Annotated in this window: 14 protein-coding genes, 1 tRNA gene, 1 pseudogene and 1 riboswitch; of the genes and pseudogenes, 12 read left to right on the top strand and 4 right to left on the bottom strand. The window is 74.4% G+C overall.

Features of this window, described 5'->3' with window-relative positions; genetic code table 11:
- Positions 1–92 precede the first annotated feature (92 nt).
- Complete coding sequence (locus ABTX81_RS14905) at positions 93–374, top strand: HU family DNA-binding protein (RefSeq protein ID WP_030308200.1); 282 nt, start codon at positions 93–95, stop codon at positions 372–374.
- Positions 375–449: 75 nt separating this feature from the next.
- Here the strand turns inward: ABTX81_RS14905 and murA are convergent, their stop codons facing one another.
- Complete coding sequence (gene murA / locus ABTX81_RS14910; protein ID WP_350544686.1) at positions 450–1802, bottom strand: UDP-N-acetylglucosamine 1-carboxyvinyltransferase; 1353 nt, start codon at positions 1800–1802, stop codon at positions 450–452.
- A 288-nt stretch (positions 1803–2090) separates the two neighbouring features.
- On the opposite strand from murA, the gene ABTX81_RS14915 reads away from it, so the two are divergent.
- The 6 genes and pseudogenes from ABTX81_RS14915 to ABTX81_RS14940 all read left to right on the top strand — a co-directional run bounded on the left by ABTX81_RS14915 (position 2091) and on the right by ABTX81_RS14940 (position 9561).
- Complete coding sequence (locus ABTX81_RS14915; protein WP_350544688.1) at positions 2091–2675, top strand: YqgE/AlgH family protein; 585 nt, start codon at positions 2091–2093, stop codon at positions 2673–2675.
- Positions 2676–2767: 92 nt separating this feature from the next.
- The gene (locus ABTX81_RS14920; RefSeq protein WP_350544690.1) at positions 2768–3049 is read left to right on the top strand and encodes a DUF3039 domain-containing protein; all 282 of its coding nucleotides are present in this window, start codon (positions 2768–2770) and stop codon (positions 3047–3049) included.
- A gap of 124 nt (positions 3050–3173) precedes the next feature.
- Positions 3174–4781 carry a beta-N-acetylhexosaminidase gene (locus ABTX81_RS14925; RefSeq protein ID WP_350544692.1) on the top strand — a complete coding sequence of 536 codons (1608 nt, stop codon included), beginning with the start codon at positions 3174–3176 and terminating at the stop codon, positions 4779–4781.
- A 321-nt stretch (positions 4782–5102) separates the two neighbouring features.
- Entirely contained in the window at positions 5103–5969 is an 867-nt protein-coding gene (locus ABTX81_RS14930) for an FAD binding domain-containing protein (protein ID WP_350545037.1), read from the top strand.
- A gap of 86 nt (positions 5970–6055) precedes the next feature.
- Positions 6056–6509: pseudogene (locus ABTX81_RS14935) on the top strand ((2Fe-2S)-binding protein); the annotation flags it as partial.
- A gap of 724 nt (positions 6510–7233) precedes the next feature.
- Positions 7234–9561, top strand: coding sequence for a xanthine dehydrogenase family protein molybdopterin-binding subunit (locus ABTX81_RS14940; protein WP_350544694.1), 2328 nt, complete (start codon positions 7234–7236; stop codon positions 9559–9561).
- 101 nt (positions 9562–9662) lie between these two features.
- Here the strand turns inward: ABTX81_RS14940 and ABTX81_RS14945 are convergent.
- Positions 9663–9734, bottom strand: a tRNA-Cys gene (locus tag ABTX81_RS14945).
- Positions 9735–9989: 255 nt separating this feature from the next.
- A riboswitch (guanidine-III (ykkC-III) riboswitch) is annotated at positions 9990–10055 on the top strand.
- A 45-nt stretch (positions 10056–10100) separates the two neighbouring features.
- On the opposite strand from ABTX81_RS14945, the gene ABTX81_RS14950 reads away from it, so the two are divergent.
- Positions 10101–10415, top strand: a complete 315-nt coding sequence (locus tag ABTX81_RS14950) for a DMT family transporter (RefSeq protein ID WP_350544696.1) — start codon at positions 10101–10103, stop codon at positions 10413–10415.
- A gap of 95 nt (positions 10416–10510) precedes the next feature.
- Entirely contained in the window at positions 10511–11950 is a 1440-nt protein-coding gene (locus ABTX81_RS14955) for an MFS transporter (protein WP_350544698.1), read from the top strand.
- A gap of 43 nt (positions 11951–11993) precedes the next feature.
- On the opposite strand, the gene ABTX81_RS14960 is transcribed toward ABTX81_RS14955, so the two are convergent.
- A complete protein-coding gene (locus ABTX81_RS14960; RefSeq protein ID WP_350544700.1) occupies positions 11994–13238 on the bottom strand; it encodes a polysaccharide deacetylase family protein in 1245 nt (414 codons plus the stop codon).
- A gap of 437 nt (positions 13239–13675) precedes the next feature.
- Between ABTX81_RS14960 and ABTX81_RS14965 the strand changes: the two genes are divergently transcribed.
- Genes ABTX81_RS14965 through ABTX81_RS14975 form a run of 3 tightly spaced genes read left to right on the top strand, consistent with a single transcriptional unit; the run spans position 13676 to position 18290 of the window.
- Positions 13676–14320, top strand: a complete 645-nt coding sequence (locus ABTX81_RS14965) for a class F sortase (RefSeq protein WP_350544702.1) — start codon at positions 13676–13678, stop codon at positions 14318–14320.
- On the top strand, positions 14317–15648 hold the full coding sequence (locus ABTX81_RS14970) for an alpha/beta hydrolase (RefSeq protein ID WP_350544704.1): 1332 nt from the start codon (positions 14317–14319) through the stop codon (positions 15646–15648). The genes ABTX81_RS14965 and ABTX81_RS14970 overlap by 4 nt, the downstream gene beginning before the upstream one ends.
- Positions 15645–18290, top strand: a complete 2646-nt coding sequence (locus tag ABTX81_RS14975; RefSeq protein ID WP_350544706.1) for a bifunctional lysylphosphatidylglycerol flippase/synthetase MprF — start codon at positions 15645–15647, stop codon at positions 18288–18290. Before ABTX81_RS14970 ends, ABTX81_RS14975 begins: the two co-directional genes overlap by 4 nt.
- A gap of 93 nt (positions 18291–18383) precedes the next feature.
- On the opposite strand, the gene ABTX81_RS14980 is transcribed toward ABTX81_RS14975, so the two are convergent.
- Complete coding sequence (locus ABTX81_RS14980) at positions 18384–18815, bottom strand: SsgA family sporulation/cell division regulator (RefSeq protein ID WP_350544708.1); 432 nt, start codon at positions 18813–18815, stop codon at positions 18384–18386.
- Positions 18816–19014 lie beyond the last annotated feature (199 nt).

Raw genomic sequence — 19014 nt, forward strand, 5'->3', positions numbered from 1 at the left:
AGTGTGCGGACCTGCGGCCCATCCGGGTGCTCCCCGGTGGGAGCACCGATGGGCCCCCGTACACCGCAAGCGAACAGACCACAGGAGTACACATGAACCGCAGTGAGCTGGTGGCCGCGCTGTCCGAGCGCGCCGAGGTGACCCGCAAGGACGCCGACGCCGTTCTGGCCGCCTTCGCCGAGATCGTCGGCGAGGTCGTCGCCAAGGGCGACGAGAAGGTCACCATCCCCGGTTTCCTGACCTTCGAGCGCACCCACCGTGCCGCTCGCACCGCCCGCAACCCGCAGACCGGCGAGCCGATCCAGATCCCCGAGGGCTACAGCGCCAAGGTCAGCGCCGGCTCCAAGCTGAAGGAAGCCGCCAAGGGCGCCTGAACCACCCCTTGAACGCCCGAGAGGCCGGGTCCCCGCGAAGGGGGCCCGGCCTCTCGCCGTGGCGGGGGGCGCCGGTCAGGCGTCGACCAGCTCCTCGCCGGCGTGCTCGCTCGGCAGCTCGACGTGGGCGCCGAGGTCGCGCAGCTTCTCCATGAAGTTCTCGTAGCCGCGGTTGATCAGGTCGATGCCGTGCACGGTCGAGGTGCCCTCGGCCGCCAGCGCCGCGATCAGGTACGAGAACCCGCCGCGCAGGTCCGGGATGACCAGCTCGGAGCCGATCAGCTTGGACGGGCCGGAGACCACCGCGGAGTGCAGGAAGTTGCGGGCGCCGAAGCGGCAAGGGGTGGCGCCCAGGCACTCGCGGTAGAGCTGGATGTGCGCGCCCATCTGGTTCAGCGCGCCGGTGAAGCCCAGCCGCGACTCGTACACCGTCTCGTGCACGATGGACAGGCCGGTCGCCTGGGTCAGCGCGACCACCAGCGGCTGCTGCCAGTCGGTCTGGAAGCCGGGGTGCACGTCGGTCTCCAGGGCGATCGCCTTGAGCTCGCCGCCCGGGTGCCAGAACCGGATGCCCTCGTCGTCCACCTCGAAGGCACCGCCGACCTTCCGGAAGGTGTTGAGGAAGGTCATCATCTCCAGCTGGCGGGCGCCGCGGACGTAGATGTCGCCCTTGGTGGCCAGCGCCGCGCAGGCCCAGGAGGCGGACTCCAGGCGGTCCGGCAGCGCGCGGTGGTTGTAGCCGTTCAGCTCGTCGACACCGGTGATCAGGATGGTGCGGTCGGTGCCCAGGGTGATGATCGCGCCCATCTTCTGCAGCACGCAGATGAGGTCGACGATCTCCGGCTCGATGGCCGCGTTGCGCAGCTCGGTGACGCCCTCGGCGAGCACCGCGGTGAGCAGCACCTGCTCGGTCGCGCCGACCGAGGGGTAGGGCAGCTCGATCTTGGTGCCGCGCAGGCGCTGCTGGGCGACCAGGTAGGTGCCCTGCGGGTGCTTCTCGATGGTGGCGCCGAACTGGCGGAGCACCTCGAAGTGGAAGTCGACCGGGCGGCCGCCGATGTCGCAGCCGCCCAGGCCCGGGATGAAGGCGTGGCCGAGGCGGTGCAGCAGCGGGCCGCAGAACAGGATCGGGATGCGCGAGGAGCCGGCGTGCGCGTCGATGTCGGCGACGTTGGCGCTCTCCACGTGCGAGGGGTCGAGGATCAGCTCGCCGTCCTCGTCGCCGGTGCGCACGGTCACGCCGTGCAGCTGGAGCAGCCCGCGGACCACCTTGACGTCGCGGATGTCCGGGACGTTGCGCAGTCTGCTGGGACCCTGGCCGAGCAGGGCGGCGACCATGGCCTTGGGGACCAGGTTCTTCGCACCGCGGACGCGGATCTCGCCTTCCAGCGGGTTTCCGCCGTGGACCAGCAGGACGTCGTCGGTCATCGTTCTCGCAATCCGGGGTGCCAGAGGAGTGGGTGGGGCTCGGCGACGAGCCATGCGGTGGAACGGTTGCACGGGCGCGTCGGGCCCCCGGCGTGACCGAATCGGCACCGTGGACGGGCGTCCACCATCAGTAGATGGTAGTGGTCGTCCGGACGGTTCCCGTGAGCCTCTCCCGTGATGGTGCTCTCCCCGGGCCCCGCGGCGCGCGCCGGTACGGCCGTACGGGTGTTCGTGGCACCGCCGGTCGTCGGGTGTCCGCCGCCGGGGGTTCTGCGGGATCATGTGGGCATGACGGCGGCCCATTCGCACGGAGGCCGGTCCCACACCGGCCGTCTGCTCGTCGCGACGCCCGTGCTCACCGATCCGAACTTCGCCCGGGCGGTGGTGCTCCTCCTCGACCACGACGCCGAGGGGGCGCTCGGCGTGGTGCTGAACCGGCCGACCCCGGTGGAGGTCGGCAGCGTGCTGGACGGCTGGGGCGTGCTGGTCGGCCGCCCGGCGGTGGTGTTCCAGGGTGGGCCGGTGGCCCTGGACTCGGCGCTCGGCCTGGCGGTGGCACCGGGGGAGCCGGGCACCGGGGAGCCGCTCGGCTGGCGGCGGGTGCACGGCGCGATCGGCCTGGTGGACCTGGAGGCGCCGCCCGAGGTGCTGGCCGGCGAGCTCGGCGCGCTGCGGATCTTCGCCGGGTACGCGGGCTGGGCGCCGGGGCAGCTGGAGGCGGAGATCTCCAGCGGCGCCTGGTACCTGGTGGAGTGCGAGCCGGGGGACATCTCCAGCCCGGAGCCGGAGCGGCTCTGGCGGGCGGTGCTGCGCCGCCAGCGCGGCCCGCTGGCCCTGCTGGCGAGCTATCCGGACGATCCGACCCTCAACTGAGGGGTGCCGGGACCCGGCGGACCCGGCTGTGACATGTGCAGGGCGGCGTGACACTGGCCCGGTCTCGCGGGGCGCCCATAGACTTGGCACCCATGAGCACTCTTGAGCCCGAGCGCGGCCTCGGCACCGGCACCCTGGTCGAGCCCGTCCCGCAGGTGTCCCACGGGGACGGCGACCACGAGCGCTTCGCGCACTACGTCCAGAAGGACAAGATCATGGAGAGCGCCCTCTCCGGATCCCCCGTGGTGGCGCTCTGCGGCAAGGTGTGGGTGCCCGGGCGCGACCCGAAGAAGTACCCGGTCTGCCCGATGTGCAAGGAGATCTACGACGGCATCGGCAAGCCGCAGGGCGGCGACGGCGACAACGGCAAGTAGGGCGGGGGCGGGTACGGCGACGGCACGCGGGTAGCCCGTTCCGTTTTCCGCACCGCCGTTTTGCATAGCACCGCGATTGCCGGGTGGTCTATGCCAGTCGTCCGGTCGGGGGGAGGATGGCGCAATGGACCTCATTCCCGCGCCCGTGAGTTCCGTCCGCCTCCCGGACCAGGACTTCCCGCTCGACCGGACGACCACCCTGACCGCGCCGCCGGAGCTGGCCGGGGCCGAACGGTGGCTGCGCTCCTCGCTGACCGCCGCCACCGGCCTGCCGCTCGCCCCCGGGCGGCCCGGCGAGGGTGTCGAACTGGTCCACGACTCCGCGCTGGCCGCCGAGGCGTACCGGCTCTCGGTGCGCCCCGGCCACGCCGTGATCACCGCCGGCGGACCGGCCGGCGCGCTCTGGGGTGCCCAGACGCTGCGCCGGCTGCTCGGTCCGGACGCCTTCCGGCGCGCCCCGCTGCGCGCGGAGTGGGTGCTGCCCGGCGTGGACATCGAGGACGCGCCCCGGTTCGGCTGGCGCGGCGCGCTGCTGGACGTCGCCCGACACTTCCTGCCCAAGGCCGATGTGCTGCGCTTCGTGGACCAGCTGTCCGCGCACAAGCTCAACGTGCTGCACCTGCACCTGACCGACGACCAGGGCTGGCGGGTGGAGATCAAGCGCTACCCGGCGCTCACCGAGAAGGCGTCCTGGCGCGAGCGCTCGATGGTCGGCTACCGGGCCGGCCAGCGCCGGGACGACCGCCCGCACGGCGGCTTCTACACCCAGGCCGACCTGCGCGAGATCGTCGCCTACGCGGCCGAGCGGGGCATCACCGTGGTGCCCGAGATCGAGCTGCCGGGCCACACCCAGGCCGTCGTGGCCGCCTACCCCGAGCTGGGCAACACCGACGTGGTGGACACCTCGGCGCTCGGCGTGTGGACCGACTGGGGCGTCAGCCACCACGTGCTCAACCCGTCCGAGGCCACCCTGCGCTTCTTCGAGGGCGTGCTGGAGGAGGTCCTGGAGCTCTTCCCGTCCGAGTTCATCCACCTGGGCGGCGACGAGGTCCCCAAGGAGCAGTGGAAGGAGAGCGCCGCCGCGCAGGCGCGGATCCGCGAGCTGGGCCTGTCCAACGAGGACGAGCTGCAGAGCCACATCATCCGGCACTTCGACCGCTGGCTGGCCGAGCGCGGCCGGCGGCTGATCGGCTGGGACGAGATCCTGGAGGGCGGCCTCGCCCCCGGTGCCGCCGTGTCGTCCTGGCGCGGCTACGGCGGCGGGATCGCCGCCGCCGAGGCCGGGCACGACGTGGTGATGTGCCCCGAGCAGCAGGTCTACTTCGACCACCGGCAGGCGCCGGGCGAGGACGAGCCGATCCCGGTCGGCTTCGTGCGCACCCTGGAGGACGTCTACCGGTTCGAGCCGGTGCCGGCCCAGCTCGACGAGGCCGCGGCCCGCCGGGTGATCGGCACCCAGGCCAACCTGTGGAGCGAGTTCATGCACAGCGCCCGGGACATCGACTACCGGGCCTTCCCGCGGCTCGCGGCCTTCGCCGAGGTCGCCTGGTCGGCGCTGCCCACCGACCCGGCCGCGCGCGACTTCGCCGGCTTCGAGCGGCGGATGGCGGAACACCTGGAGGTGCTGGACGCGCTCGGCGTCGAGTACCGCCCGGCCGCCGGCCCGCACCCGTGGCAGACCTGGCCCGGAGTCCAGGGCCGGCCGATCGAGGGGCCGCCGCCGGTGGTCTGACGGCGCGCCGGGAGGGCGGACGGACGTCACGTGCGGGAACTTCCGAACGGGCGTCGGACGTCAAGAACAGATGAACATCCGACCCGGTCCGGTACGGACCGGGTCGGATACCGCCCGGTATCGGTCCCAATCGGGCAGCACCGTTCGCCAGTCCCGAAATGATCATCGAGCATTGTGTGCCAGAGTTGCCCAACCCGGCCCGATCGCCCGTACCCTACGGGCCAGGCCGGGCTGCCGGAGCGGACACCGGCCCGAGGGCCGCGGCGGCAGGCGATCGATGAGCAAGTGGAGCACGGTGGGACCCAGGTGAACCGGACGATCATGCTGCCGGCCTCCCTCGACGAGGCCGTCGAAGCGCTGGCCGCTCACCCGGCCGCGGTGCCGGTGGCCGGCGCCACCGACCTGATGGAGGCCGTCAACGCCGGACGGCTGCGCCCGGCCGCCCTGGTGGGCCTCGGCCGGATCACCGAACTCCGCGGCTGGCGCTACGAGGACGGCGGCACCGCCGTGCTGGGCGCCGGGCTCACCCACGCCCGGATGGACCGCCCCGACTTCGCCGCGCTCATCCCCGCGCTGGCCGACGCGGCCCGCACCGCCGGCCCGCCGCAGGTGCGCAACGTCGGCACCCTCGGCGGCAACATCGCCACCGCCGCCCCGGCCGGCGACACCCTCCCGGTGCTCGCCGCGCTGGAGGCCAGCGTCACCCTGGCCCGGGCCGGCGCCACCCGCGAGGTCCCGGTCAGCCACCTGCTCACCGGCCTCGACCCGCTGCGCCCCGGCGAGCTGCTCACCTGGGTGCGGGTCCCGCTGCTGCACGCCCCGCAGGTCTTCCTCAAGGCCACCGGCCGCAGCGGCCCGGCCCGCGCCACCGCCTCGGTGGCCCTGGTCCTCGACCCCGCCCGGCGAGCCGTGCGTTGCGCCGTCGGCGCCGTCGCCCCGGTGCCGCTGCGGCCCCTGGAGGCCGAGGCCTGGGTGGCCGGCTGCATCGACTGGGACGGCTCGCGGGAGATCGACCCCGCCGCGACCGCGGCCTTCGGCGAGTACGTCGCCGCCGCCTGCGTCCCCGACGGCTACGGCGCGGAGGGCGCCTGGGAGGCCGTCACCGAGGGGCCGAGCGCGGCCGCCGTCCGTCTGCGGCGTACCGTAGCCGTGCTGGCCCGCCGGGCACTGGGAAGGGCGCTCAAGTGACCACAGACCACCCCATCGAGGCCCTGGACGCGGGGCTGCTCGACCACGCGCACGACCACGCGCCGCAGGTCAGCCGCGAGCTGCGGCCGACCACCTCGTACACCCTGCGGGTCAACGGCTTCGAGCGGCCCGTCACCGACGCCTGGATCGGCGAGAGCCTGCTCTACGTGCTGCGCGAGCGGCTCGGCCTGGCCGGCGCCAAGGACGGCTGCGAGCAGGGCGAGTGCGGGGCCTGCTCGGTGCAGGTCGACGGGCAGCTGGTGGCCGGCTGCCTGGTCCCCGCCGCGCTGGCGCAGGACAGCGAGATCAACACCGTCGAGGGCCTGTCGGCCGGCGGCGGCGCCAGCGACGTCCAGCAGGCGCTGGCCGAGTCCGGCGCGGTGCAGTGCGGCTACTGCGTGCCCGGCCTGGCGATGGCCGTGCACGACCTGCTCCAGCGCAACCACCGGCCCACCGAGGTCGAGGCCCGGCAGGCGCTGTGCGGCAACCTCTGCCGGTGCACCGGCTACCGGGGCGCGCTGGTCGCCGTGCAGAGCGTCGCCGACGCGCGCGCGGCGGAGGCCGAGGCCGCGGACGAGGCGGCCGCCGCCGAGGAGCCGGCCAAGGCCGCCGCGGCCCCCGCCCCGGACCCGGTGTCCGCGCCGTCCGAGCCCGCGACCGTGCCGGCGGCCCCCGCCGACGACGCCGTGACCGCCGCCGACCTGCCGGTGTACACCGACGGCGACGCCTGGATCGAGCACGTCCCGCAGCCCCCCGCCGAGCCGGCCGCCCCGACGCCGGCCCCCGGCGCCGGCGCGCCGTACGCCGCCCCGGACGGCGCGGGCGGCTACGACAGCGGGGTCTACGACACCACCGTGCTGGCCCCGGTCCGGGACGTCCCCGCGCCGCCCGCCGACGGGTCCGCCGGCTTCCACCCGGCCCAGGGCTACCCCGGACAGCAGCCCTACCCGGGCGCCACCCCGGCGCACGGCACCTACCTGCCCGGCGCCGCCGGCTACCCCGACGCGTCCGGCTACCCGCAGCAGCCCGGCTACGACCAGGCCCCGGCCTACGACGGCGCCGGGTACGACGGCCCCGTCTACGAGACCCCGGCCGCCGGCTACCCGCAGCAGCCCGGCCACGACGGCGGCACTCCCGCGCACGGCACGCCGTACATCCCCACGCCCCCGCACGGCGTCCCGGCCGAGGGCGCCGCCCCCGCCGGCGTCCCGTACGGCGCCACCCCCGCCCACGGCATCCGGCTCCCCGAGGACGACCACGCATCATGACGTCGCCTACCGACATCGGCGCAGCACTCCAGCAGGACGGCGACGCGGGCGGCACGACGGAGCCGTTCGGGCTGGGCAGCTCCCCGCTGCGCAGCGACGCCCTGCCCAAGGCGCTCGGCATCTACCCGTACGCCGCCGACCTGTGGGCCGAGGGCCTGCTCTGGGGCGCGGTGCTGCGCTCGCCGCACCCGCACGCGCGGATCCTCGGCATCGACACCTCGGCCGCGCTGGCCCTGCCCGGCGTGCACGCCGTGGTCACCGCCGCCGACCTGCCGGCCGGCCCGGACGGCCTGCCGGACGGCGCGCCGTCCGGACCGATCGTCGCCGACCGTCCGGTCCTCGCCGCCGGGGTGGTCCGCCACCACGGCGAGCCGGTGGCCGCGGTCGCCGCCGACCACCCCGACACCGCCCGGCTCGCGGTCGGCCTGATCACCGTCGACTACGAGCCGCTGGAGGCCGTCACCGACCCCGAGCAGGCCTTCACCGCCCCGCCGCTGCACCCGGACGGCAACCTCTTCCGCCACCTGCCGCTGCGCACCGGCGACCCGGAGGCGGCCGGCGAGGTCGTCGTCGAGGGCCTGTACCAGGTGGGCCGCCAGGACCCGGCGCCGCTCGGCGCCGAGGCGGGCCTGGCCGTGCCGCGCCCGGACGGCGGGGTCGAGCTGCACCTGTCCTCCACCGACCCGCACGGCGACCGCGACCGCACCGCCGCCTGCCTGGGCCTGGAGCCGGACCGGGTCCGGCTGGTGGTCACCGGCGTGCCCGGCGCCACCGCCGACCGCGAGGACCCGTCCTTCCAGGTCACCCTGGCGCTGCTGGCGCTGCGCACCGGCCGCCCGGTGAAGATGACGCTCACCCGCGAGGAGTCCTTCCACACCCACACCTCGCGGCACCCGGCGCTGCTGCGCTACCGCCACCACGCGGACGCCGAGGGCCGGCTGGTGAAGGTCGAGGCGCAGATCCTGCTGGACGGCGGCGCCTACGCGGACGTCTCGGCCGAGGCGCTGGCCGCCGCCACCGCCTTCTCGGTCGGCCCGTACAACTGCCCCAACGTCTTCGTGGACGCCTGGGCGGTGCGCACCAACAACCCGCCGGCCGGCCGGATGCGCGGCGAGGGCGCGCTGCAGGCGTGCTTCGCCTACGAGTCGCAGCTGGACCAGCTGGCCGCCCGGGTCGGCGTCGACCCGGTGGAGATCCGCCGCCGCAATGTGATGGCGACCGGCGACCCGCTGCCCACCGGACAGGCCGTCACCTGCCCGGCCCCGGTGGGCGCGCTGCTGGAGGCCGTCGCCGGGGAGCCGCTGCCGGCGCTGCCGGTGGACGACCCGGACGCCGAGTGGCTGCTGCCGGGCGGGCCCGGCGGCGCCGGCGACCCGGCCGCGGTGCGGCGCGGCATCGGCTACGCGCTGGGCATGGTGCACATGCTGGGCGCCGAGGGCGAGGACGAGGTCGCCACCGCGACGGTGCGGGTCAGCGGCGACCACGCCACGGTGATCTGCGCCGCGGTCGACGCCGGCCAGGGCTTCGCCACGCTGGCCCGGCAGATCGTGCAGAGCGTGCTGGGCGTCAGCGAGGTGTACATCGCGCCGGCCGACAGCGACCAGTCGGTGGCCGGGCCGTCCGCCCGGGGCCGGCACACCTGGGTGTCCGGCGGCGCGATCGAGCGGGCCGCGCTGATGGTCCGCCACCAGCTGCTCCAGCCGATCGCCGCGAACTTCGGGATGTCGGCGGAGCTGCTGCAGATCGCCGACGGCAAGATCACCTCGTACGACGGGGTGCTCGGCATGCCGGTGGCCGAGGCACTGGAGGGCAAGGAGCTCTGGGCGACCGCGCAGTGCCGCCCGCACCCGACCGAGCCGCTGGACGAGGCCGGGCACGGCGACGCCTTCGTCTCCATCGCGTTCTGCGCGATGCGCGCGGTGGTGGACGTGGACATCGAACTGGGCGCCGTCCGGGTGGTCGAGATGACGGTGGCCCAGGACGTCGGCCGGGCACTGAACCCGCGGCAGATCGAGGACCGGATCGAGGCGGGGGTCGCCCAGGGCGTCGGCCTGGCGCTGCTGGAGGACCTCCGCACCGAGGGCGGCCTGCTGGCCAACCCCTCGCTCACCGGCTACCGGCTGCCGACCGCGCTGGACACCCCGGAGATCCGGGTCGCCGCCCTGCTGGAGGAGCGCGACGTGGTGGCCCCGTTCGGGGCCAAGGCGGTCAGCGCGGTCCCGGCGGTGACCGCGCCGGCGGCCGTGGCCGCGGCGGTCCGCGCCGCCACCGGCCTGCCGGTGGGCCGGCTGCCGATCCGCCCGGAGGACGCCGTCACCGGCTGAGCGGGCGCTCGGGGAATTCGGCGGGAGACCGCCGAATTCCCGGAAAATGCATGACGAATTGCCGGTCGGCGCTTTTGCGTCGACCGGCAATTCGCTTTCGGAGGCCATGACGGGAATCGAACCCGTGTACACCGCTTTGCAGGCGGTTCCCTAAACCACTCGGGCACACGGCCGTGGGGGTGGAACTGGTGACAGGCTGGACTGCGGGGCGCCTCAGGCGCGGCGGCAGCAGCGACAGGCGCGACAACAGCGGGGAGCGGTGGCACAGGTGCGGGGCGAGGTGGCCGCCGTCTTCCTGTCCATGTCCGACTCCTGTCGTCGTTCGCCGTGTTGGTGAATTCAGTCTGGCGGAATGCCGGGCGGAACGTCAATATGCCTTTGTAAATTCTGTGTGGCGGGATTTCCGGAGGGGTGTGCTACGGTCGGAGGCAGGTGGCCCTCCGCGGCCGCCCCGGACGAGCGCGTCGTACCCGGTGATGACAAGACGACGCAGTGACAGCGGCAACCCGGCCGCTGCCGACTGCGGAGGTACGACCGTCATGGCTTGGCTCGTTCTGATTCTCTCCGGCGTCCTGGAGACCGTGTGGGCGGTGGCCCTGGAGGCGTCCAAGGGCTTCTCCCGCCTCGTCCCGACCGTGGTGTTCGGTGCGGCGCTGCTCCTCTCGATGGGCGGCCTGGCGTACGCGATGCGCTCGATCCCGATCGGCACCGGCTACGCGGTGTGGGTGGGCATCGGCGCGGTGGGCACCGCGATCTACGGCATGGCGGTACTGGGGGACGCGGTGACCCTGGCCCGGATCGGCTGCCTGCTGCTGATCGTCTCCGGCGTGGTGGGCCTCAAGGTGCTGCACTGACCGCGGCGCCGGCTCCGGACCTAGGTCCGGAGTCGGAGAAGAGTGGCGACCAGGGTCAGGGTCCATCGGGCCGGACGCGCCTTACGATCATACGTATGACCACAGCCTCCGCCGCCTCGGCCGACACCGCCCCCGTTCCGATACCGACCGACCCCGGCGGCGGGGTGCTGGGCGACCACTTCCGGGCCCTGACCCTGGGGATCGTCTCGGTGGTCCTGGTGATCGCCTTCGAGGCGACGGCCGTCAACACCGCGATGCCGGTGGCCGCCCGCGAGCTGGACGGGCTCGGGCTGTACGCCTTCGCTTTCTCCGGCTACTTCACCACCACGCTCTTCGCGCTGGTCGTCTCCGGCCAGTGGTGCGACCGGAGCGGCCCGCTGCAACCGCTGTTCACCGGCATCGCGGTGTTCGGGGCGGGCCTGCTGGTGGCCGGCGCGGCGCCCGGGATGTGGATCTTCGTCGGCGGCCGGGCGATCCAGGGCCTCGGCGGCGGGCTGGTGATCGTCGCGCTCTACGTGGTGGTCGGCCGGGCCTACCCCGAGCGGTTGCGGCCCTCGGTGTTCGCCGCCTTCTCCTCGGCCTGGGTGCTGCCCTCGATCGTCGGCCCGGTGGTCTCCGGCGCGGTCACCCAGCACCTCGGCTGGCGCTGGGTCTTCCTCGCCGTACCGGCGCTGATCCTGCTGCCGCTGGCGGTGATGGGCCCGGCGCTGCGCCGCTCGGAGAAGGAGCAGCCGGTGCTCAAGGGCGCCGCGTTCGACCGCCGCCGCACCGGGCTGGCCGCGATGGCCGCGCTCGGCGCCGGCCTGCTGCAGTACGCGGGCCAGCGGCTGGACCTGCCCGGGCTGCTGCCGGCCGTCGCCGGGGCGGCGCTGCTGGTCCCGGCGGTGCTCGGGCTGCTGCCGGCCGGCACGCTGCGGGCCGGGCGAGGACTGCCGACGGTGATTCTGCTGCGCGGGGTCGCGGCGGGGGCCTTCTTCGCGGCCGAGGCGTTCATCCCGCTGATGATGGTGACCGAGCGCGGCCTGTCGCCGACGCTGGCCGGGCTCACCCTGACCAGCGGTGGCCTGTCCTGGGCGCTCGGCTCCTGGATCCAGGGCCGGCCGGGGGCCGAGCGGTACCGCGAGGCGATGATCCGCGGCGGCTTCGTGCTGACCGCGGTGGCCATCGCCGGGGCGGCGCTGGTACTCGTCCCGGCGGCGCCGACCTGGGTGGCGGCGGCGGCCTGGGGCGTCGGCGGGATCGGCATGGGCCTGACGGTCGCGAGCGTCAGCGTGCTGATGATGAAGCTGTCGACGCCGGAGGACGCCGGGGCCAACTCGGCCTCGCTCCAGGTGAGCGACGCGCTGGGCAACGTGCTGCTGGTGGGCCTGTCCGGGGTGCTGTTCGCGGCGCTCGGCGGAGGCTCGGTGGCCGCCGCCCACGACGGCGCCGGGGGCACCGGGTCGACCGGGGCGTTCGCGGTGATCTTCCTGACCATGACCGGGGTCGCGCTGCTCGGCGCCCTGGTCTCCGGCCGGGTCCGCAAGTCCGGCTGAGCGACCGGCCGAGACCTCGGCGGGAGGCCGGGCGGGCCACGATTCAGAAGCTCTCCCAGCCCCCGGCCGGGGCCTGGCCCGGGCCCAGGGTCCGGAGCTTGCGCAGCACCGCCGGGTCCTGGGCGTCCAGCCAGTCGACCAGTTGACGGAAGGACACCAGCCGGACCTCGGGCCGCCCGGCGATCGCCTTGATGACGTCCTCGACGGCGTTCATGTAGATGCCGCCGTTCCACTCCTCGAAGTGGTTGCCGATGATGTACGGCGCGCGGTTGGTGGTGTAGGCGCGCTCGAAGCCCATCAGGTAGGCGTCCCTGGCCTGGGTCTGGAAGCCGGGGTGGAGCGCCGGGTCGGCCTTGGTGTTGCTGCCGCACTGGTTGAACATGATGTTGTAGTCCATCGACAGCACCTGGAAGGTGTGCCCGGGGAACGGGATGGACTGCAGCGGGAGGTCCCAGAGCGCCCCGCCCTGGATCTTCTGCGGCCAGATCTGGGTGCCGTTGCCGCTGCTGTCGTAGCGCCAGCCGCGCTTGACGGCGGTGGGCAGCAGGTTGCGCTGGCCCTCCAGGCAGGGGGTGCGGCTGCCGATCAGCTCCTTGCGGTAGTCGAAGGGCAGCGCGGGCAGGTCGGTGAAGCCGGTGTTGGTCCGCCAGTTCATCACGAAGTCCATCGCCTGCTGGATCTCGCTGTCCCACTCCTCCGGCGACCACTTGCCGACACCGGTGGCGCCGCAGAAGTGGCCGTTGAAGTGGGTGCCGATCTCGTGGCCCTCCAGCCAGGCGGCGTGCACGTTCTCCAGGGTGTCCCGGATGTGCTGGTCGGTCAGGTAGCCGATGTCGGAGGCGCCGGCCTTGTGCTGCGGCGGGCGGTAGAGGTCCTTGCGGGACTCCGGCAGCAGGTAGAGGCCGCTGAGGAAGAAGGTCATCGAGGCGTCGTGCTCCCGGGCGAGCCGGCGGAAGCGCGCGAACAGGCCGTTGTCGAGCTCGCCGGCGCCGTCCCAGGAGAAGACCACGAACTGCGGCGGGCGCTGGCCGGGCCGCAGCGCCTCGGGGGCGGGCCGGGCGGGCTGCGGGCCGGTGTCCGAGGTGGAGCCGTCGCCGATCAGGGTGACCGGGGGCTTGGCCGCCTCGGTCGGGGCCGGCGCGTGGTCCTCGGCCGGGGTGGCCGGGACCGGGGCCGGAGCGGTCGCCTTCCCGTCGCCCGGGTCCTTCCGGACCCCGCAGCCCGCGGCGAGGGCGGCGGCGCCGGCGGCACCCGCGGCCAGCAGGGTGCGGCGGGAGAGAGCATCCATGGTCACTCCGTTCATGGGGCGGGCGCGATGCGGGCGCGGCAGGCACGGCGGGTGGCCGGCCGGGCGGACGGGGGCCCGGTCGGACAAGTGCGGTGATAGGCCTGTGAACGGGGTCAGCATGGCACGCGATCGAGATCGGTCAATGCTTCACCACGGATGGTCGGAACTCATCGCCCGAAGGATGCAACCGGGAAGGCGTTCCTGAGTGTCCGATGAAGAGATTGTCGCCATTCCTGAGAGCCGCCAGGTGACCGGAGGGTGGCGGGCAGGTGACGTCTCACCCCTTCGGACCATGCTGTGCCCCAAGAGCCCTGCCGATCGGGGGGAGTGAGTACGACCAGCGTATGAATGTGACATAGGGTCCGATCCGGTTGCATGGTTCCCAGGAAGTTCCCAGGAACCGGCGACCGGTCCGACGTCAGCAGAGGGGAGCGCCGGTGGGCGCCCAGCAGAGCAGGAGCCCGTGGCCGGGCACCTTGGCGGTCGGTGCCGCGCTCGTGCTGGGTGCGTGGCTGCTGCACGAGGGCCCGAGTGCCGTGCTCCCGCCGGCACCCGGCGCCGGACAGGCCCTCAGCGGCTTCGCCCCGGTCTCCGTGGTGCCGCCGCTCGGCCCCTCCCGGCCGACCCGGATCCGCATCCCCGCCGTCCGGCTGGACGCCCCGGTCACCGGCCTCGGCCTCGACCGGGACGGCCGCCTCCAGGCACCGCCGCAGGAGGACCGCAACCTCGCCGGCTGGTACCGGGACGGCGCCGCCCCCGGCCAGCGCGGCACCGCGATCATCGCCGGCCACGTCGACAACGACAGCGGGCCCGCCGTCTTCTACCACCTGGGCGCCCTGCACCGCGGGGACCGGATCGAGATCCTCCGCGAGGACGGCCGCACCGCCGTCTACCAGCTCTACGCCATCGAAGTGCACGACCGAAAGGACTTCCCGGACGACCGCGTGTACCGCCAGGCCGCCGACGCCCAACTGCGGGTGATCACCTGTGGCGGCGGCTACAGCGAGGAGCACGGCTACGACGGCAACGTCGTCGCCTACGGCTTCCTCGCCGACACCACGCGCCCGGGGAAACCCGTATGACCTCCCTCGCCGACACCACCACCGGGCTCGCCGTCCGCTGGAACCCGCTCGACTGGCCGCTCACCCACGGCCCGATCCCGTACGCCGTGCTCGCCGCCGGCTGGGCCGCGCTCGCGCTGCTCGCGCTCTCCCGCGACCGGCGCTGGATCGGCCTGCGCCCGGCCGGCGCCGCGCTGCTCACCGCCGCCCTCACCGCCGCGATCAAGATCGCCGTGGACGGGTGGTGGCACCCCTTCCCCGAGGGCACCCCCGACTACGTGCTCGGCTGGGTCGCCCTCGCCGTGTTCGCGCTGGCCCTGGCCGGCTTCCGCGTCCCGCTGCTGCCCGGCCGTCAGCGGTTCCTGGCGGCCGGCGGCGCGCTCCTGGTGGTGCTGATGGCGGCCTCGCAGGTCAACCGCGGCTTCGACCAGTACCCGACGGCCCGCGTCATGCTGGCGCCGAAGACCCAGGCACTGACCACCGGCAAGGCGCCCGACGTGGTGGCCGTGCCGCCCGGCAAGGTGCTGGAGGAGGTCTGGCGCGCCCCGGCCGGTCTGCCGGAGAAGGGCACCGTCTCGACCGCCCCGATCCCCGGGACCAAGTCCGGCTTCGACGCCCGCGACGCCTACGTCTACCTGCCCCCCGCCTACCAGGCCAGCCCCCGGCCGCTGCTGCCGGTGCTGGTGCTGATGGCCGGCCAGCCCGGCAACCCCTCCGACTGGGTCAACTCCGGCGGCATGCAGGAGCGGCTGGACGCCTTCGCCGCCGACCACCAGGGCCTCGCCCCGATCGTGGTGATGGTCGACCAGATCGCCACCATGTGGGGCAACAGCCTCTGCATGGACTCCCACGTCGCCCGGGCGCAGACCTACCTCGCCGAGGACGTCCCCGACTGGATCCACGGCCACCTCCAGACCGCCACCGGCCGCACCGCCCTGTCCATCGGCGGGGCCTCGCTCGGCGGCACCTGCGCCCTCCAACTGGCCGTCAACGCGCCGCAGGTCTACGGCTCGTTCATCGACATCTCCGGCCAGGACGAGCCCACCCTGGGCACCCACGACGAGACCGTCGAGAAGGCCTTCGACGGCGACGAGCAGGCCTTCGCCGCCATCGACCCGGCGCACCTGATGGCCACCCGCCGGTTCCCGGACACCGCCGGCGTCTTCGCGGTCGGTGCCGGCGACGACGACTTCCGCCCGCAGCAGGAGACGATGTACGCGGCCGCACAGAAGGCAGGGATGAAGGTGGAGTTCCAACCGATCCCCGGCGGTCACAGCTGGACGGTGTTCCGGGAGGCGCTCGACCGGAACCTGCCCTGGCTCGGCCGGCAGACCGGGATGATCCGGTGATCCGGCTCGGCGCCGCGCCGGCCCGGGCCCTGGCGGGCGAGCGCGCGCGACAGGGCGAACGGCAACCGCGGCGGGACGGCGAACAGCCCTACCCGCGGGTCCCCGAACAGCCCCGCGGCGGACCGGCACCCGCCCCCGCCCCGGCCCCGGGCCCCGGGCCCGGCGCACCCGCGCCGCGCTCCCCGCAGCGCCTCGCCCGGGCCGCCGCCGGCCTCGCCGCCCGGGTCGCCACCCGGCTCGGCGAGGCCCCGCTCACCCTGGTGCTGCTGGTCGGCCTCTGGGCCGTCGGCGCCGCCACCGGCAGCCTCTCCCGCGGCCCGTCCGAGGCCCTGCTGGACAAGGTCGGCGTCGGCACCCCGACCCTCGGCGAGGGCCGCTGGTGGACGCCGCTCACCTCGCTGTTCTGGTGCTCCGGCACCGGCGCCTACGTCTTCACCAGCCTGCTGCTGCTCCTGGTCGCCCCGGCGGCCGAGCGCCGGCTCGGGCCGCTGCGGACGCTCGGGGTGGTGGTCGCCGGGCAGCTGGCCGGCACCCTGGCCGGCACCGGCGTGGTCGCGGCCGGCGCCGGGTTCGGCGAGCAGTGGACCGCCTCGGTCGTCGGCCAGACCGCGGTCGGCCCCGGCGTCGGCCTGTTCGCGCTGGCCGGTGTGCTCGGCTACCGGCTCACCGTGCTCTGGCGCCGGCGGCTGCACCTGCTGGTGGTGCTGGTGCCGCTGGTGATGACGCTGTACGTGGGGCACCTGCAGAGCGTGCAGCGCTTCTCCGGAGCCCTGGTCGGCCTGGCCGCCGGCGCGCTGCTCTTCCGCGGCCGCCCGCACCTGCGCTCGCACCGCTCCTCGCACACCGAGACCCGGGTGCTGGTGGCGCTCTGCCTGGTCGCCGCCGCGCTCGGCCCGCTGATCGCCTCGCTGTACGACAACGCGGCCGGCCCGTTCAACACCTTCTCGGAGATCTACCTGTCGCACCGGCTCAGCCCGGAGGAGGTCGCCGACTTCTGCGCCGTCTCGGCCCACGACTGCGCCCGCGCGCACGCCGTCGAGCGGATCTTCGACACCCCGGCGCGGCTGATGGCCACGCTCTTCCCCGCGCTGCTGCTGGTGCTGGCCGAGGGACTGCGCCGCGGCCTGCGGCTCGCCTGGCGGATCACCGTCGCCACCGAGCTGCTCTGGACCGCCATGCTGGTCTGGCTGTTCACCGAGACCGGCACCGGCTCGGGCGGGGTCGTCCAGTACTTCGTCGAGGCGCTGCTGCTGCCGCTGGTCACCGGCGGCCTGCTGCTGGCCACCCGCAAGCGCTTCCCGCTGCGATTGCCGCGCGCGGTGCTCGGCCGGCTGGCCGCCGTGCTCGGCGGCGCGCTGCTCGTCGCCAGTGCCGCGTACACCGGGCTCGGCGTGCTGGCCGCCGGGCAGTTCGAGCCGGGCGCGACCTTCCGGGGGCTGGTCGCCGGGCTGCCGGCCCAGTACCTGCCGCCCGCCTACAACGACCTGCTGCCCGACTACCCGATCGCGGTCGGGCCGTTCGCCCGGGTCCTGGAGACGTACTGCGGGCTCGCCTTCTGGGCGGTCGCGCTGGGCGCGCTCCTGGTGGCCTTCCGCCGGCCGGTGGTGCACGTCGACGCCGAGGACGCCGCGCGGGCCCGCACCCTGCTCACCGAGCACGGCGGCGGCACGCTCTCCTTCCTCACCACCTGGGACGGCAACCACTACTGGTTCGACGAGGACGGCCGGGCGGCCGTCGCCTACCGGGTGCTGAACACCGTGGCGCTGACCACCGGCGACCCGTTCGGCGACCCGGAGGCGCGCGCCCGCGCGGTGGCCGGGTTCGCCCGGTACTGCGACGCGCGTGGCTGGACGCCGTGCTTCTACAGCATCACCCCGGAGACCAGGGCCGCCGCCGGGCAGCTCGGCTGGCGCTCGCTGCAGGTCGCCGAGGACACCGTGGTCGCGCTGCCGGAGCTCGCCTTCACCGGCCGCAAGTGGCAGGACATCCGCACCGCGCTCAACAAGGCGGGCAAGCAGGGCATCACCGCCGAGTGGTGGTCGTACCACGAGGCGCCGCTCGCGCTGAAGGAGCAGATCCGCGCCATCTCCGAGGAGTGGGTCTCGGAGAAGGGGCTGCCCGAGATGGGCTTCACCCTCGGCGGCCTGGAGGAACTGGACGACCCGGCGGTGCGGCTGCTGATCGCGGTCGACGAGGACCGCGCCGTGCACGGGCTGACCAGCTGGATGCCGGTCTACGAGAACGGCGAGCCGGTCGGCTGGACGCTGGACTTCATGCGCCGGCGCTCGGACGGCTTCCGCGGCGTCACCGAGTTCCTGATCGCCTCGGCGGCGCTCGGCTTCAAGCAGGAGGGCGCGCGCTTCCTCTCGCTCTCCGGCGCACCGCTGGCCCGCTCGGAGAAGGAGCCGCCGACCGGGCTGCAGAAGACCCTGGACTGGCTGGGAAGGGCGCTGGAGCCGGTGTACGGCTTCCGCTCCCTGCTCGCGTTCAAGGCGAAGTTCCAGCCGGAGTACCGGCCGATGTACATGTCCTACCCGGACCCGGCCGCCCTGCCCAGCATCACCCGGGCGATCGGCAAGGCCTACCTGCCGCACCTCACGCCGGCCCAGGGCGTGCGGCTGATGCGGAAGCTCTCGGCGTAGCGCCCCGCCCGGACCCGCCCCGGAGCGGGCGAAGAGCAGCAGCTGCCCGGGCTCGGCCCCGGGCGGCTGCCGACTCGTGCCGTGCCGGGCCGCTCAGCCGAGCAGCTGGGCGAGGGCGCGGTCGGCGTCCAGGTGCAGGTGCTCCTCGCCCTCGGGGACGAGCAGGCGGCTGCGCCACAGGAAGCGCCGCAGGTCGGCGGTGTCGAACTGGACCAGCGCGGTGCCCTCGGGCGCGCGCAGCTCGACCATGGTGCGCCGGCCGAGCGCGGGCCGGACGTGGACGTCGCCGATGCCCGAGGGCACCTCCAGGCCGGCGGCGAGCAGCCGGCGGGCGAAGACCCAGACGATGTCGGCGGACTCCGGGCCCCCGTCGGCCGGGTCGTCCAGCGAGAACTCGGCGGGGAAGGCCATCCGGACGGCCAGCGGGTCGTCCGGGAGGTAGGTCAGGGTGACCCGCAGCCGGACGGAACGGTGGGCGGAGAGGATCAGGCGGGCCTGGACGGTCTCTTCGGCGGTGGCGTGCACGGCGGTTCCCTTCCTTGGGGGTGCGAGGCCGGTGACGGCTGTGGGGTTGGGGCGGCCTCACCCGGAAGAGAGGCGGTGGAGGGGGTTCCGCTTACCGCGTTTTCGCATGTTTCCGACGTGATCCACGTCACATCGATTTCCGGCCGAACCGGCCGCCCGCCAGCCGGAAGCCCGCCCCGCCCGGCCCCGCCGCGGCCGC

The organism is Kitasatospora sp. NPDC097605, assembly GCF_040302725.1.
GTDB lineage: Bacteria > Actinomycetota > Actinomycetes > Streptomycetales > Streptomycetaceae > Kitasatospora.

Coding starts and splice junctions, on each gene's coding strand:
- ABTX81_RS14905 (WP_030308200.1), top strand. CDS start 93: ATGAACCGCAGTGAGCTGGTGGCCGCGCTGTCCGAGCGCGCCGAGGTG.
- ABTX81_RS14925 (WP_350544692.1), top strand. CDS start 3,174: ATGGACCTCATTCCCGCGCCCGTGAGTTCCGTCCGCCTCCCGGACCAG.
- ABTX81_RS14950 (WP_350544696.1), top strand. CDS start 10,101: ATGGCTTGGCTCGTTCTGATTCTCTCCGGCGTCCTGGAGACCGTGTGG.
- ABTX81_RS14940 (WP_350544694.1), top strand. CDS start 7,234: ATGACGTCGCCTACCGACATCGGCGCAGCACTCCAGCAGGACGGCGAC.
- ABTX81_RS14960 (WP_350544700.1), bottom strand. CDS start 13,238: ATGGATGCTCTCTCCCGCCGCACCCTGCTGGCCGCGGGTGCCGCCGGC.
- ABTX81_RS14915 (WP_350544688.1), top strand. CDS start 2,091: ATGACGGCGGCCCATTCGCACGGAGGCCGGTCCCACACCGGCCGTCTG.
- ABTX81_RS14920 (WP_350544690.1), top strand. CDS start 2,768: ATGAGCACTCTTGAGCCCGAGCGCGGCCTCGGCACCGGCACCCTGGTC.
- ABTX81_RS14970 (WP_350544704.1), top strand. CDS start 14,317: ATGACCTCCCTCGCCGACACCACCACCGGGCTCGCCGTCCGCTGGAAC.
- murA (WP_350544686.1), bottom strand. CDS start 1,802: ATGACCGACGACGTCCTGCTGGTCCACGGCGGAAACCCGCTGGAAGGC.
- ABTX81_RS14955 (WP_350544698.1), top strand. CDS start 10,511: ATGACCACAGCCTCCGCCGCCTCGGCCGACACCGCCCCCGTTCCGATA.
- ABTX81_RS14930 (WP_350545037.1), top strand. CDS start 5,103: ATGCTGCCGGCCTCCCTCGACGAGGCCGTCGAAGCGCTGGCCGCTCAC.